This is a genomic window from Roseococcus suduntuyensis (assembly GCF_014196305.1).
Classification (GTDB): Bacteria; Pseudomonadota; Alphaproteobacteria; order Acetobacterales; family Acetobacteraceae; genus Roseococcus; species Roseococcus suduntuyensis.
On sequence record NZ_JACIDJ010000001.1, the window covers coordinates 150,948 to 164,797 of the forward strand.

Annotated in this window: 15 protein-coding genes; 11 read left to right on the plus strand and 4 right to left on the minus strand. The window is 72.0% G+C overall.

The window, feature by feature from the left end:
- The first annotated feature begins 42 nt into the window (after positions 1 to 42).
- The 3 genes from GGQ83_RS00700 (at position 43) to GGQ83_RS00710 (ending at position 2,829) form a co-directional block, all read left to right on the plus strand.
- On the plus strand, positions 43 to 531 hold the full coding sequence (locus GGQ83_RS00700) for a peptidase associated/transthyretin-like domain-containing protein (RefSeq protein WP_184381677.1): 489 nt from the start codon (positions 43 to 45) through the stop codon (positions 529 to 531).
- On the plus strand, positions 528 to 1,142 hold the full coding sequence (locus GGQ83_RS00705) for a ferric reductase-like transmembrane domain-containing protein (protein ID WP_184381678.1): 615 nt from the start codon (positions 528 to 530) through the stop codon (positions 1,140 to 1,142). The genes GGQ83_RS00700 and GGQ83_RS00705 overlap by 4 nt, the downstream gene beginning before the upstream one ends.
- 73 nt (positions 1,143 to 1,215) lie before the next feature.
- Positions 1,216 to 2,829 carry an ABC transporter substrate-binding protein gene (locus GGQ83_RS00710; protein ID WP_184381679.1) on the plus strand — a complete coding sequence of 538 codons (1,614 nt, stop codon included), beginning with the start codon at positions 1,216 to 1,218 and terminating at the stop codon, positions 2,827 to 2,829.
- Between the two features lie 145 nt (positions 2,830 to 2,974).
- On the opposite strand, the gene GGQ83_RS00715 is transcribed toward GGQ83_RS00710, so the two are convergent.
- Both GGQ83_RS00715 and GGQ83_RS00720 read right to left on the minus strand, forming a co-directional pair.
- Positions 2,975 to 3,460, minus strand: coding sequence for a DUF6525 family protein (locus GGQ83_RS00715; RefSeq protein ID WP_184381680.1), 486 nt, complete (start codon positions 3,458 to 3,460; stop codon positions 2,975 to 2,977).
- 140 nt (positions 3,461 to 3,600) lie between these two features.
- Positions 3,601 to 4,467 carry an isocitrate lyase/PEP mutase family protein gene (locus tag GGQ83_RS00720; RefSeq protein WP_184381681.1) on the minus strand — a complete coding sequence of 289 codons (867 nt, stop codon included), beginning with the start codon at positions 4,465 to 4,467 and terminating at the stop codon, positions 3,601 to 3,603.
- Between the two features lie 122 nt (positions 4,468 to 4,589).
- On the opposite strand from GGQ83_RS00720, the gene GGQ83_RS00725 reads away from it, so the two are divergent.
- The 8 genes from GGQ83_RS00725 to GGQ83_RS00760 all read left to right on the plus strand — a co-directional run bounded on the left by GGQ83_RS00725 (position 4,590) and on the right by GGQ83_RS00760 (position 12,305).
- A complete protein-coding gene (locus tag GGQ83_RS00725) occupies positions 4,590 to 5,258 on the plus strand; it encodes a GntR family transcriptional regulator (RefSeq protein WP_184381682.1) in 669 nt (222 codons plus the stop codon).
- 191 nt (positions 5,259 to 5,449) lie between these two features.
- Complete coding sequence (locus GGQ83_RS00730) at positions 5,450 to 6,979, plus strand: ABC transporter substrate-binding protein (RefSeq protein WP_242534821.1); 1,530 nt, start codon at positions 5,450 to 5,452, stop codon at positions 6,977 to 6,979.
- A complete protein-coding gene (locus GGQ83_RS00735) occupies positions 6,979 to 7,920 on the plus strand; it encodes an ABC transporter permease (protein WP_184381683.1) in 942 nt (313 codons plus the stop codon). The genes GGQ83_RS00730 and GGQ83_RS00735 overlap by 1 nt, the downstream gene beginning before the upstream one ends.
- Positions 7,917 to 8,816: an ABC transporter permease gene (locus tag GGQ83_RS00740; RefSeq protein WP_184381684.1), complete on the plus strand. Its 900-nt coding sequence runs from the start codon at positions 7,917 to 7,919 to the stop codon at positions 8,814 to 8,816. The genes GGQ83_RS00735 and GGQ83_RS00740 overlap by 4 nt, the downstream gene beginning before the upstream one ends.
- Positions 8,813 to 9,796, plus strand: a complete 984-nt coding sequence (locus tag GGQ83_RS00745; RefSeq protein WP_184381685.1) for an ABC transporter ATP-binding protein — start codon at positions 8,813 to 8,815, stop codon at positions 9,794 to 9,796. The genes GGQ83_RS00740 and GGQ83_RS00745 overlap by 4 nt, the downstream gene beginning before the upstream one ends.
- Positions 9,793 to 10,824 carry an ABC transporter ATP-binding protein gene (locus GGQ83_RS00750; RefSeq protein WP_184381686.1) on the plus strand — a complete coding sequence of 344 codons (1,032 nt, stop codon included), beginning with the start codon at positions 9,793 to 9,795 and terminating at the stop codon, positions 10,822 to 10,824. The genes GGQ83_RS00745 and GGQ83_RS00750 overlap by 4 nt, the downstream gene beginning before the upstream one ends.
- 11 nt (positions 10,825 to 10,835) lie before the next feature.
- Positions 10,836 to 11,480 (plus strand): isochorismatase family protein, encoded by a 645-nt coding sequence (locus GGQ83_RS00755; protein WP_184381687.1) that lies wholly within the window; start codon positions 10,836 to 10,838, stop codon positions 11,478 to 11,480.
- A gap of 15 nt (positions 11,481 to 11,495) precedes the next feature.
- Positions 11,496 to 12,305 (plus strand): DinB family protein, encoded by an 810-nt coding sequence (locus GGQ83_RS00760; RefSeq protein ID WP_184381688.1) that lies wholly within the window; start codon positions 11,496 to 11,498, stop codon positions 12,303 to 12,305.
- A gap of 11 nt (positions 12,306 to 12,316) precedes the next feature.
- On the opposite strand, the gene GGQ83_RS00765 is transcribed toward GGQ83_RS00760, so the two are convergent.
- Positions 12,317 to 13,003: an extensin-like domain-containing protein gene (locus tag GGQ83_RS00765; protein WP_184381689.1), complete on the minus strand. Its 687-nt coding sequence runs from the start codon at positions 13,001 to 13,003 to the stop codon at positions 12,317 to 12,319.
- Positions 13,004 to 13,043: 40 nt separating this feature from the next.
- Positions 13,044 to 13,847, minus strand: coding sequence for an ABC transporter permease (locus GGQ83_RS00770; RefSeq protein ID WP_184381690.1), 804 nt, complete (start codon positions 13,845 to 13,847; stop codon positions 13,044 to 13,046).
- Positions 13,848 to 13,850 lie beyond the last annotated feature (3 nt).

Genomic DNA, 13,850 nt, shown 5'->3' on the forward strand with positions numbered 1-13,850 from the left:
CATGACATCCAGGCCACGGCCCAACGGAGAGGAGATCCACCCATGACCCCACCGCTTCGCCGAACCCTGCTTATTGCCGGGGGCGCGGCCCTGGCCGCCCCCGCCCTGGCGCGCCCGGCCCTCGCCCAGGGCCTGGCGCCCACCCCCACCATGCGCGGCAGCGCCAACAATTATCGGCCCGGCGCGGCCATCGTGCCGCGCATCGGCCAGGGCGGCTTCTGGCTGACCGGCACGGTGCGCCGCGCGGGCGATGGCGCGCCCATCCCGCGCGCGCGCATCCAGATCTGGGCGCACACCACCGAGGGGCATGAACGCGACCCGCACAGCCATGGCGCCACGCTGACCGATGCCGAGGGCGTGTTCCGCATGGAGATGCCGCAGATCGTCCCCGCTTTCGGACAGGCACACGGCCACCTCGCCTATGACGCCGCGCATGACGAGAATGGCTACGAGACCGTCTTCCTCCGCCCGCTGCTCCGCAGTGCCCGCGACACCAGCCTGACCGCGCATTTCGTCCTGCGCCGGGCGTGACGCGCGGGCGCGCGGCGCTCGCCTGGGTCGGACTGGCCCTCGCCCTGGCAGTCCCGCTGGTGGTCGCGGCGAGAAGCCCGCTGCTGGCCTGGCGCGAGCCCATCTACATCGCGGCCGGCATGGCCGGCGTGGTGGGGCTGGGGCTGCTGCTGGTGCAGCCGCTTCTGGCCGGCGGCCATTTGCCGGGGCTGCGCCTGATGGCCTCGCGGCGGCTGCACGCCTGGGTGGGCGCGGGGCTCGTCCTGGCCGTGGTGCTGCATGTGGCGGGGCTGTGGCTGACCAGCCCACCCGATGTGGTGGATGCGCTGCTGTTCCGTTCGCCCACGCCCTTCTCGGCCTGGGGCGTGGTGGCCATGTGGGCGGTCTTCGGCGCGGCGCTGCTCGCGCTGCTGCGCCGGCGGCTGCGACCGCTGCTCTGGCGGCTGTGCCATGTCACACTGGCCGCCATCATCGTGCTGGGCACCGTGGTCCATGCCTGGCTGGTGGATGGCACCATGGGCACCCTGTCCAAGGCCATGCTCTGCCTGCTGGTGCTGGCGGCGGCGGCCAGGGCGGTGCACGAGGCGCGGCTGCCCGCCGCGCTGCGCCGTCTTGGCCGGCGGGGCGGATGAGGCGCCTAAGCCCTTGAGCGGCGATGCCTTCGCCCGCTAGCCTTCCGGCAATTCCATCCCGGAGACTCCAAGAATGCTTCGTCGCGACATCCTGGCCGGCGGTGCCGCCCTGGCGGGCGCAGCCGCCCTGCCGCGCTTCGCCATCGCCCAGCCCGCCCGCAACCGCGTGCTGCGCTACGTGCCCCACGCCAACCCCGGCAACATAGACCCCTTCACCAACACCGCCTTCGTGGCGCGCGACCACGCCTTCCTGGTCTATGACCAGCTCTACGGCATGGACGAGCAGTTCCGCCCGCAGCCGCAGATGGTCCAGGGCCATGTCGTCGAGAATGACGGCCTGCTCTGGCGCTTCACCCTGCGCGAGGGGCTGAAGTTCCATGATGGTTCCGCCGTGCGCGGGCGCGACTGCATCGCCTCCATCCGCCGCTGGGGCCGCCGCGACGCCTTCGGCCAGGTGCTGATGTCGCGGGTGGCCGACATGACGGAGGAGAGCGACCGCGTCTTCTCCATCCGGCTGGAGAAGCCCTTCCCCAAGATGCTCGAAGCCTTCTCGAAGGTGACGACGAGCTGCCTCTTCGTCCTGCCCGAACGGCTGGCGAATGTGGACCCCTTCACCAACATCACCGAGGCCGTGGGCAGCGGCCCCTATCGCTTCGTGCAGAACGAATGGGTGCCGGGCTCCTCGCTCGCCTACACGCGCAACCCGGACTATGTGCCGGTGTCCAGCGGCACGCCCTCCATGACGGCCGGCCCCAAGGTGGCGCATTTCGACCGCGTGGAATGGCGCATCATCCCCGACCACTCCACCGCCGCCGCCGCCCTGCAATCGGGCGAGATCGACTGGTGGGAGCAGCCGACGGCGGACCTGTTCCCGCTGTTCCTGCGCGGCGCCAATGCGCGCAACATCGGCGTGGACATCATCAACAACACGGGGCTGATCGGCATCTTCCGCCCCAACCACGCGACCGAGCCCTTCAACAACCCCGCCGTGCGCCGCGCGGTGCTGACCGCCATCAACCAGATGGACTTCATGACGGCCGTCATCGGCCAGACGGGCATCGAGGGCCGGCCCGATCTGCGGCGCGAGGGCATCGGCTATTTCGCCCCGGAATCCCCCTCCGCCTCCGCGGTCGGCCTGGACCGGATGCAGAAGAGCGTGGAGGCCGCGCGCGCGGCGCTCCAGGCGGCCGGCGCGATGGGCGCGCGCCTGGTGCTGCTGAACGCGACGGACCTTTCCTCCATCAACGCCGCCACCCTGGTGGGCGCCGACCTGTTCCGGCGGATGGGCTTCAACGTGGACCTCGTCTCCACCGACTGGGGCACGCTGGTGGCCCGCCGCGCCAGCCGCAACCCGCTGGACCAGGGCGGCTGGAGCGGCTTCTTCACCTTCTGGTCCGGCGTGGACCATTGGAACCCCGCAAGCCACGCCTCCATCCGCGGGCATGGCGCCAATGCCTGGCCCGGCTGGCCCGAGATCCCCGCCATGGAAGCGCAGCGCGACGCCTGGTTCGACGCGCCCAATGACGCGGCGGCGCTGGCGGCGACGACGGAGATGCAGCGCATCGCCTTCGACGAGGTGCCCTATGTGCCGACCGGCATGTACTACCAGCCCACCGCCTTCCGCCGCAGCCTGACGGGCATGCTGAAGGGCCAGCCGCCGCTGTTCTGGAATATCCGTCGCGCCTGAGGCGCGCGGGGAAAGGGCGCCTGAGGCGCGCGGAGGAAAGGCGCCTGAGGCGCGCGGGGAAAGGGCGCCTGAGGCGCGCGGAGGAAGAGCGCCTGAGGCGCGCGGGGAAAGGGCGCCTGAGGCGCGCGGGGCCGGCCGCGCCGGCTCAGCGCCGGGCGCGGCGTCCCGCCTTGCGCTTGGCAGCAGCCTTTGGCCGCTTCGGCGGGGCCTTGGGCCGTTGGGGCGGCGCTTTGGGCCGCTGCGCGGCAGGGGCCTCGGCCCGCTTCAGCGGCGGGGCGGGCGGCAAAGGTTGCGGCGCGGGCATGCCCTCCGGCCCGGCATAGCGCTGGAGCGTCGCGCCGGCGGCGAGGTGCGGATAGGCCTGGGCGCCCTTCGGCCATGTCCGCGCGAAGGAGGTGACCTCGGCCTGGTCCTGGCGACGGATGGTCTGGACCAGCAGCGACACCGCCTGCGCGGGCCGCAGCCGCTGCTGGCGCAGCAGATGCAGGTGCCATTCGCGCGTGCGCAGCGGGCACCAGTCCACCAGGGCTTCCTGCAAGGCACGGCGCACCTCGCCGGGCAGCTCCTCATAAGCCCGGTAGGGGTCGCCCTTCAGCTTGCTGTAGGGCTTGGTGGCCATGCTGTTGTCCATGGCCGGCTTCTAGCGGCTGATCGGCCTCGGTGGAATTGCCGAAGACGGGGATCAGCCTCTCGGCAACGCCCTACAAAGCCTGGGGCGCGGGGAAACCGCCGCGCCCCACCGCCCGCCGCGTGGCACCCATGCGGCGCGGCTCAGCCGGTCTCCGCCCAGCGGCGCTCGAAGGCGTGCACCTCGGGGAAGCCCATGATCTCCGTCAGCGTCTTGAAGTCGAACACGGGCACGGGGGCGTCGAGGCTGCTGCCCGTCGTGGTCAGGTGGCGGTACATCCCGTCCAGCACCGCGGCGGTGGAGAGGAAGCCCGCGGCCGGATAGATCGCGACCTGGAAGCCCAGCTCCGCGAGGCGCGCGCGCGGCAGCACCGGCGTCTTGCCGCCCTCCACGATGTTGGCGAGCAGCGGCTGGTGGAAGGCGCGGCCGATGGCCTCCATCTCCGCCTCGCTCTCAGGGCTTTCGACGAAAAGGATGTCGGCGCCGGCCTTCGCGAAGGCCTCCGCGCGGCGCAGCGCCTCATCAAGCCCAAGCGAGGTGCGCGCATCGGTGCGCGCGATGATGAGGAAATCCGCGGAGGACCGGCTGTCGGCCGCCACCTCGATCTTGCGGACCATGTCGGCCAGCGGGATCACGCGGCGGCCGGGCGTGTGCCCGCATTTCTTCGGGAATTCCTGGTCCTCGAGCTGAATGGCGGCGATGCCGGCCGCCTCATAGCCACGCACCGTGTGGCGCACGTTGAGCAGCCCGCCATAGCCGGTGTCCGCGTCGGCGATGACCGGGGCCTTGGAGAATTCGGCGATGCGCCGCGCGCGGTCCAGCATCTCGGTGTAGGTCGCAAGCCCCGCATCGGGCAGGCCCAGCGCCGAGGCCACCACGCCGAAGCCGGTCATGTAGGTGGCTTCCGCGCCGTGCTGGTTCAGCATGTGCGTCGAGATCAGGTCGAAGACGCCGGGGGCGATGAGGCATTTGCCCCGGGCGAGAAGGGGCTTCAGCGGCGTTCGGGGCATGTTTTCCTCCTGTGCGGTGCGGTCATTCACCGCTTGCGACGGGATGACACATTGCATACAATGTCGGTATCCATCGATCGCGCAAGGGGGAAACGAACACTCCTCGCATGACGGGAGAAGGCATGGCGACCGCGCGTGAACAGGCCTACCTGACCCTGCGCCGGCGGCTGGCGGATGGCACCTACGCACCCGGCTCGCACCTGCGCGAGGAAGAGCTGGCCGCCCAGCTCGGCGTCAGCCGCACGCCTGTGCGAGAGGCGCTGCGGCGCTTGGATGCCGAAGGCTGGCTGCGCGTCGTGCCGAACCAGGGCGCCTTCGCCTTTGAATGGTCCGTCGCCGACATCGAGGAGATCTTCGACCTTCGCGCGCTGCTGGAAGCCCACGCGGTGGAGCATGCCGCGACCGCGCCCGACCAGCGTGGCCTGGATGCCATGAAAGCCGCCTGCGAGCTGGCCGAACGCGCATTTCCAGGCGGCGATCTCGCGGCGCTGGAGGTGATCTCGGACGCCAATGTCCGCTTCCACCGCGCCATCTGGGAGATGAGCGGCCAGGCGCGCTGCCGCACCATCCTGCAAAGCCTGGCCATGCCGCCGATGATGCTGCGCAACTTCCGCAACTTCGACGCGGCCGGGCTGCGCCGCAGCCTGGACCAGCACCGGGAGATGCTCACGGCGATCATCGCCGGCAACGCGGCCTGGGCGGGGGCCGTCATGCGCGCCCATGTGCAGGCGGGGCGCGCCGTGTTCCTGAATGCCGTGGTCCATGGCGAGGCCGCGGCGGTGGCGGCATGACGCCCGCCGCGCACCTCACATTGGATACAAAATGACCTGCCCAGCCTGGCAGAGGCCCTCGCCTGCGGCGCGGTGCGGCGCGCGCTGGCCGCGCGATTGGCCAGGGAAACTCCGGCCCGACCTTCCGGCCGCCGAGGACATCGACAAGACGGGAGAGCAGAAAGATGGGTGACACGAGGATGCCGGCGGGAATGGGACGCCGTGGAATGCTGGCGGCCGGCGCCGGGCTGGGGCTCGGCGGGGCCTTCGGCTCGCCGGTGCTGGCGCAGGGCGCGCGGACGCTGCGCGTGCGCTTCGGCGCGGATGTCTCGCAGCTGGACCCGGCGCGGATCTTCCAGAACGAGAACCAGTCGGTCGCGAGCCACATCTACAGCGGCCTCGTCCAATACGACCAGGCGACCAACGCCATCGTGCCCGACCTCGCGGCCAGCCATGAAGTCTCGGCCGATGGCACGGCCTGGACCTTCCGCCTGCGACCCGGCGTCACCTGGCACAAGAATTTCGGCGCCCTCACCTCCGACGACGTGAAGTTCTCGCTGGATCGCGTGCTCGACCCCGCCACGGGCAGCCTGTACCGCGGCCAGCTGGCCAGCGTGCGCGAGGTGCAGGCGCCCGACCCGATGACGGTCCGCATCGTGCTGAACGAGGCGAATTCCGGCTTCCTGCACAAGCTCTGCGCCTTCAACCAGGGCTGGATCGTCTCGCGCCGCGCCGTCACCGAGATCGGCGAGCGGTACAGCATGAACCCAATCGGCACCGGGCCCTTCGTGTTCGACCGCTGGACCCCCGGCAGCGATGTGCGCCTCACCGCGAACCCGGATTACTTCGCCGGCGCCTCCACGCTGACCGATGTCGTCTTCCGCATCGTGCGCGACGAGACGGCGGCGGCCATCGCCCTCGAAAACCGCGAGCTGGACGTCTTCTACGCGCTGCAATCGCCCGACGTGATCGAGCGCCTGCGCCGCGCGGGCGGCGTCACCGTGCTGGACCGTCCGGCGAACAACACCGTGAACCTGGTGCTGAACACCACAGTCGGGCCGCTGCGCGACGTGCGGGTGCGCCGCGCCATGGCGCATGCGATGAACCGCAAGGCGCTGGTGGACGGGTTCTTCCGCGGCACGAAGTTCGAGGCGACCAGCGTGCTGACCTCGACCTTCCAGGAATTCACCGAGGAGGACGTACCGCGCTACGCCTTCGACCCTGCCCGCGCCCGCGCCCTGCTACGCGAGGCGGGGGCCCCGAACTTCCGCTTCGAGATCACGACGGTGGGCCTCAACCCCTTCGACCGCTTCCCCGTCGCCCTGGCCAATGACCTGCAGCAGGTGGGCATCCAGGCCACGGTGCGCGTGCTGGAACGCGGGGCCTATGTGCAGGCGCGCAGCAGCGGCAACGTGCAATCCTGCGTCACCGCCGTGGTCGGCCCGCCCGATCCGGACAGCCCGCTGGTCACGCTCTACCACACGCGCAGCCACCCACCGGGCCTCAACACCTCGCGCTACGACCGGGCGGACGACCTGCTGGCGGAAGCCGCGCGCGCGCCCGACCTGGTGGCGCGCAAGGCGGCCTATGCGCGCCTGCTCCGCCAGACCATGGAGGACCTGCCCGTGATCCCGCTCTACGCGGACCGGCTGTTCATCGCGCATGGCCCCACCGTGCAGGGCTTCGTGCAGAACAGCCTGTTCACGGTGAACGTCTCCCCGGTCTCGCTGCGCGGCGCCTGATGGTCGGCCATGTCGCCCGCTGCGTGGGGCAGCTCGCGGTGGCCCTGCTGGGCATCGTCACGGTGGCCTTCTTCCTGATGCGGGCCATCCCCGGCGACCCCGCGCTGTACATGCTGGGCGACTTCGCCACCACCGAGGCGCTCGCGGCCCTGCGCGCGCGCCTCGGCCTCGACCTGCCGGTGTGGCAGCAATACGGAGTGTTCCTGCTGCGCGCCGTGCAGGGCGACCTCGGCACCTCCGTGGTGACGGGGGAGCCCGCGCTGCGCGAGATCCTGGCCTCGGTGCCGCCCTCGGCCGCACTGGCCGTGGCCGGCATGGCCATCGCGGTCGTCTTCGGCGTGCCGCTCGGCATCATCGCCGCCGTGCGCCAGGGCAGCGCGGTGGATGTGGGGGTGATGCTGCTGGCGCTGGGCGGCATTTCCTTCCCGGTCTTCTGGGTGGGCATCGTGGCCATCCTCACCTTCTCGCACGCGCTGGGCCTGTTCCCGGCGCTGGGCGCCACGAGCGAGCCGGGCTTCTGGAAGGGGCTGCACCACTTGGCGCTGCCCGCGCTGGTGCTGGGGCTTTCGGTCGCGGCCTATATCGCGCGGCTGACGCGCTCGGCCATGCTGGAGGTGCTGGGGCAGGACCACATCCGCGTGGCCCGCGCCATGGGCGTGCCGGAGCGGCGCATCGTCTGGAAGCTCGCGCTGCGCAACGCGCTGATCCCGGTGCTGGCCGTCATCGGCGTCACCTTCGCCTGGTCGCTCGGCAACGCCATCCTGGTGGAGGCGGTGTTCAGCCGGCCGGGCCTCGGCTCCACCATCCTCAAGGCGATCCTCGCGCGGGACTACCAGCTGGTGCAGGCGGGCGTGCTGGTGCTGGCCGCCGCCGTCGTGCTGCTGAACACCGCGCTGGACCTGCTCTACGCCACCATCGACCCGAGGCTTCGCCAGCGATGAGCGCCACCTTCGAAGACATCGACGCCGCGGCCGAGGCCGCCACGCGCCGCCGCGCCACCCTGCGCCGCTACGCGCGGCACCCGGGCTTCATGATCGGCGCCGCGGGCATCCTGCTGCTGTTGCTGGTGGCGATTCTGGCCCCCTGGATCGCGCCGCATTCGCCCACCCAGACCGACCTGATGAACACCCTGGCGCCGGCCTCTTCCACCTACTGGCTGGGCACGGACCAGTTCGGGCGCTGCGTGGCCTCGCGCCTGATCCATGGCGCGCAGGTGTCGCTGCTGGTGGGCTTCTTCGTGGTGCTGATCTCGCTCAGCGCGGGCACCATCATCGGCGCGGTGGCAGGCTATGCCGGCGGCTGGCTGGAACGCGCGCTGGTGGCGGTCATCGACATCCTGCTGGCCTTCCCCTCCTTTCTGCTGGCGCTGGCGCTGGTCGCGGCGCGCGGCAACACGCTCGATTCCATCATCCTGGCGGTGGCCATCGCCTATACGCCGCGCGTGGCGGCCGTCATGCGCTCCGTCGTGCTGACCATACGGCCGCGGCCCTTCATCGAGGCCTCGCGCGCCATCGGCCTCACGCCCTGGACGATCGTGCTGCGCCACGTCATCCCCAACGCGCTGCCGCCGGTCATCGTCGTGGCGACCGTCAGCGCCGCGACCGCGATCCTGGCCGAGGCGGGCCTCTCCTTCCTCGGCCTCGGCGTGCAGCCGCCCACCCCCACCTGGGGCAATGTCATCGCGGAAGGACAGACCGCCATCACCACCAATCCGCTGATCTCGCTCTCCGCCGGGCTGTGCATCGCCTTCACCGTCGTGGTGCTGAACCTGCTGGGCGACGGGCTGCGCGACACGCTCGACCCGCAGATGCGCCGCAACACGGGCAAGCTGCTGTGAGCGCCGCCTTCGAACTGCGCGGCCTCACCGCCGCCGTGCCGGGCGAGAAGGCCGCCATACGCCTGGTCGAGGATGTCTCGCTGCACGTCCACGCCGGCGAAACCCTGGCCGTGGTGGGCGAGAGCGGCTCGGGCAAGACGGTCACCTTCACCTCGGCGCTCGGGCTGCTGCCCAAGCCCGGCCGCGTCATCGCGGGGCAGGCACTGCTGGAGGGCGTGGACCTTCTCACCCTCGGCCCCGAGGCGTTGCGCCGCATGCGGGGCGCGCGCATCGGCATGGTCTTCCAGGACCCGCTGACCGGCCTCAACCCCGTCTTCCGCGTCGGCGCGCAGATCGCGGAGGTGCTGCGCGCGCACCTGCCCCTCTCGCGCCAGGCCGCCCGCGACCGCGCGGTGGAGTTGCTGGCGCGCGTACAGATCCCCGACCCGGCGCGGCGTGTGGACGACTACCCGCACCAGTTTTCCGGCGGCATGCGCCAGCGCGTGCTGACGGCCATGGCCATCGCGCTCGGCCCGCGCGTGCTCATCGCGGATGAGCCGACCACGGCGCTCGACGTGACGGTGCAGGCCCAGGTGCTCGACCTGCTGGGCGACCTGCGCGACGCGGATGGCATGGCGATGGTGCTGATCACGCATGACCTCGGCGTGGTGGCGCGCCAGGCGGATCGCGTGGCCGTGATGTATGCCGGCCGCGTGGTGGAGACGGGCACGGTGGCCGAAGTCTTCGCCGCGCCGCGCCACCCCTACACCATCGCGCTGTTCCGCAGCATTCCGGACATCGAGGCGCCGCCGGGCACGCAGCTCGCGCCCATCGCGGGCAGCCCGCCCGAGCCCGCGCGCCGGCCCGCGGGCTGCGCCTTCGCGCCGCGCTGCTTCGCCGCCTCCGAGGCGGCCGGCTGCCACGCCACGCGCCCGCCGCTGACGGGCACGGGCCATGCCGCCGCCTGCCACCGACAGGGCGCGCTGGAGATCGCGGCATGAGCGCGCTGCTGGACGTGCGGGACCTTCGCAAGACCTTCGGCGGCGGCCAGACGCTGTTCGGCGCGCCGCGGCCGGAGGTGCGCGCGGTGGACGGAATCTCCTTCACCCTGGCGCGCGGCGAGACGCTGGGTCTTGTGGGCGAGACCGGCAGCGGCAAGAGCACGCTGGGCCGCCTGGTGCTGCGCCTGATCGAGCCGAGCGCGGGCCAAGTGCGCTTCGAGGACACCGACGTCACCGCCGCCTCCACCCGCGCGCTGCGCGCCATGCGGCCGCGCATGCAGATGGTGTTCCAGGACCCCTATGGCTCGATCGACCCGCGCATGACGGCGGGCGCCATCATCGCCGAGCCGATGACGGCGCATGGCGTGGGCCGGGCGGAGGCGGCGGGCCGCGCCGCGCGGCTGCTGGCGCAGGTCGGGCTGTCGCCGGCCATGGCGGCGCGCTACCCGCATGAATTCTCGGGCGGGCAGCGGCAGCGCATCGGCATCGCGCGCGCCATTGCGCTCGACCCCTCGCTGGTGGTGCTGGATGAGCCGGTGAGCGCGCTCGACGTCTCGGTGCAGGCGCAGATCCTGAACCTGCTGGCGGAGATCCAGGCGCGCTCCGGCGTGGCGTTCCTGTTCATCGCGCATGACCTGGGCGTGGTGCGCCATGTGAGCGACCGCGTGGCCGTGATGTATCTCGGCCGCGTGGTGGAGATGGCGCCGCGCGATGCGCTCTATGGCGCGCCGCTTCACCCCTACACCGTCTCGCTGCTGGCCGCCGTGCCGCGGCCCGACCCGCTGAAGGAGCGCAACCGCCCGCGCATCCGCCCCATCGGCGAGATCGGCAGCGCGGCCTCGCTTCCCACCGGCTGCCGTTTCCACCCGCGCTGCCCGCGCGCGCGCCTGGTGGCCGCGCGCGGCGGCGACACGGTGGAGGCGGAGGGCACGCGCCTGCCCAGCGCCTGCGTGCGGCAGGACCCGCTGCTGGCGCCGGCGGGCGGCGCCGCGCATCTCGCCGCCTGCCATTTCCCCCACGAGGATTGAGAGGAACCCCCATGGCCGCCACGCGCGAGCAGAACTATGTCGGCGTCTTCGATGGCAAGGTGGGCTACGGCACGCGCCCGGCGGTGGTCGTCATCGACTTCACCCTGGCCTACACCACGCCCGGCTCGCCCTTCTTCGCCGAGGGCGTGGTGCGCGCGGTGGCCGACACCGTCCCGCTGCTGGCGGCGGCGCGCGCGGCGGGCGTGCCGGTGATCCACACACGGGTGGAATACCACCCCTCCGGCGCCGATGGCGGCTGGTTCGTCCGCAAGGTGCCCGCGCTGCGCAAGATGGTGGCGGGCGAGCCACTGGCGCAGATCGACCCCAAGGTGGCCCCCCTGCCCGAGGAGGTGGTGCTGGTGAAGCAATACCCCAGCCCCTTCTTCGGCACGCCGCTCGGCCCCATGCTCGCGGCCATGGGCGTGGACACCTTGATCCTGGCCGGCTGCTCGACCAGCGGCTGCGTGCGCGCCGGCGCGCTGGACGGCGTGCAGCACGGCTATCGCGTCATCGTCCCGCGCGAATGCGTGGGCGACCGGCATGACGGCCCGCATGACGCGAACCTGTTCGACATCCACGCGAAATACGGCGACGTTGTGAGCCGCGAGGAGGTCGTGTCCTATCTCACCGGCCTGCCCCGCGGCGCCGCGACATGAGGGAAGGAAAACCAGATGGACCACACCGCCACGGCCGATGACGCGATCCGCGTCTACTGGATGACCGGCTGTTCCTCCTGCCTCCGCACGAAGGAATTCCTGCAGAAGCACGGGGTGCCCTTCCTCTCGCGCAACGTGCTGGAGGATGAGAGCGCCTATGCGGAGCTGGAACGCTTCGGCCTGAAGCAGGTGCCGATCGTCACGCGCGGGGCGGAATGGGTGAATGGCCAGGTGCTGCGCGATGTCGCGCGGCTCTGCGACATCACCTATGGCGAGGTCCGCATGCTGCCGGTGGAGGTGATGCGCGCGCGCCTCGACGCCGTGCTGGCCGGCGCCGCGCGCTTCCTGGCCCAGATGCCCGACGAGGCGCTGGCGCGGATGCTGCCCAACCGCCCGCGCAGCTTCGCCGAGCTCGGCTGGCACATCGCCAACATCGCCGATGCCTTCCTGGAGCATGAGGACGGCATCCCGCTCACCTTCGACAGCTACATGCGCGTGCCCATGCCCGCGCAGAGCGGCCGCGACCAGCTCATCGCCTATTGCGAGGAGATGCGCCGGCGCATGTCCGAATGGTTCGGCGGCCCGGGCGCGGATTGCGACTGGTCCAGGCGCGCGGATGTCTATTACGGCGAGCAGACCATGCATGAGTTCCTGGAACGCACCGTCTGGCACGCCGGCCAGCATGTCCGGCAGCTGATGTGGGTGCTGGAGGGGCTGGGCATCGCGCCCGACCGGCCGCTCGGGCCCGAGACCTTCGCGGGCCTGCCCATGCCGGAGAAGGTCTGGGACGAGGCCGACCCGGCGAAGCTGCGCCGCGCCCCCTGATCCCGGCCAGTTCAGCGGCAGCTGCGCCAGCTTCCCATGTCGAAGTGGAAGTGGTCGGCATGCGCGGCGTTGTAGTCCGGGCCGAGCACGGCGCGGAACCAGCGGCAGGCGCCGTCGCGCACGCCGCGCAGGAAGGCGGCCTCCGGCCCCGTGCCACCCCAGTCGCGCAGCAGCCGCACCTCGCGCCCGTCGCGCAGCGTGAAGCCCGCGATGTCGATCGCGTTGGCCGTCGCATGCTGGCTGCGCCGGCCGGCCCTGGCGTGGTTCACGTTGCGGCAATTGGTGGTGCCGAGGTGGCGCACGCCGCTGACCTCCGTGCCCAGATGCGCGCGCGCCGCCGGCTGCAGGCTGTGCCGCTCGAACAGCACCCAGGCGGCGGCCATGCGGCAGGTCACCACCGGGTTGGCCGGCTGCAGGCGCGCTTCGCCGGGCAGCAGCATGGCGTTCTCGATCGCGCAGCCGACATCTGAGGGGCGGTCGGGCACGCGCCGCGGCGTCATGCCGGAGGCGGCGAAGGCGGCGAAGCAGGCCTCCGGCTCCCACGCCAGGCGCCGCAGCTTCAAATCGGTCATCCAGCCTGGCGCGGCGCTGAAGTCGAGCGGCGCGCGCGGGTCCCATTCGGGCGGGAGGTGCCGCAGCGCGAAGAAGGCGGCGCCGGCCAGGGCCAGCAGAAGCAGCAAGAGAATGAGCAGTCGCATCCGGAAGATATGGCCCCGCCGGGGGCAATCGCACCCCTCCTCAGCCCCGCCCCTGCTCCCGCAGCCGGTCGCCCAGCAGGGTGCAGGCCAGCACGACGGAGAGAATGGCCGCGCCCGGGCCGGCCACCAGCCACCAGCGGTGCAGCGCCGTCGCTCCCTCGGCCACCATCAACCCCCACTCCGGCGCGGGCGGCGGCGCGCCCAGGCCCACGAAGCTCAGCCCGGCCCCCAGCAGGATCACCTGCCCCAAATCCAGCGGCAGCGCGACCAGGATGGGCGTCGTGCACAGCGGCACCACATGCCGGCGCAGGATGGTGGCCGGCGTGGAGCCCACCGTCACCGCGGCCTGGACATGCTCCATCCGCATCACGCCGCGCACCTGCGCCCGCATGAATCGCAGGTAGATGGGCCACCACACCGCCAGCATCGCCAGCCCCGCATTGAGCAGCCCCGGCCCCAGCGTCGCCGCCACGGCCAGCGCCAGCAGCACGGGCGGGAAGGCCAGCGCGATGTCGGCCGCGCGCGACAGCAGCCAATCCGCCGCCCCGCCCAGGAAGCCCGCGATGGCGCCCAGCAGCACGCCAAGGGCCGCGGCCCCCAGCACCACGCAGGCAGCCAGCGGCAGCGACAGCCGCGCCCCGTGCAGGGTGCGCGACAGCACGCAGCGCCCCAGCGCGTCCGTCCCCAGCGGGAAGGCGCCGCCGGGCGGCTGGAAGCGGCGGCCCACGCTCTCGGTCGGGTCGGGCAGCCCCCACCAGGGCACGCTGATGGCCGTGACCACCCAGAAGCCCAGTACCAGCAGGGCCAGGAGGGCGGCGGGCGAGGCCAGCGCGCGGCGCCACACCCC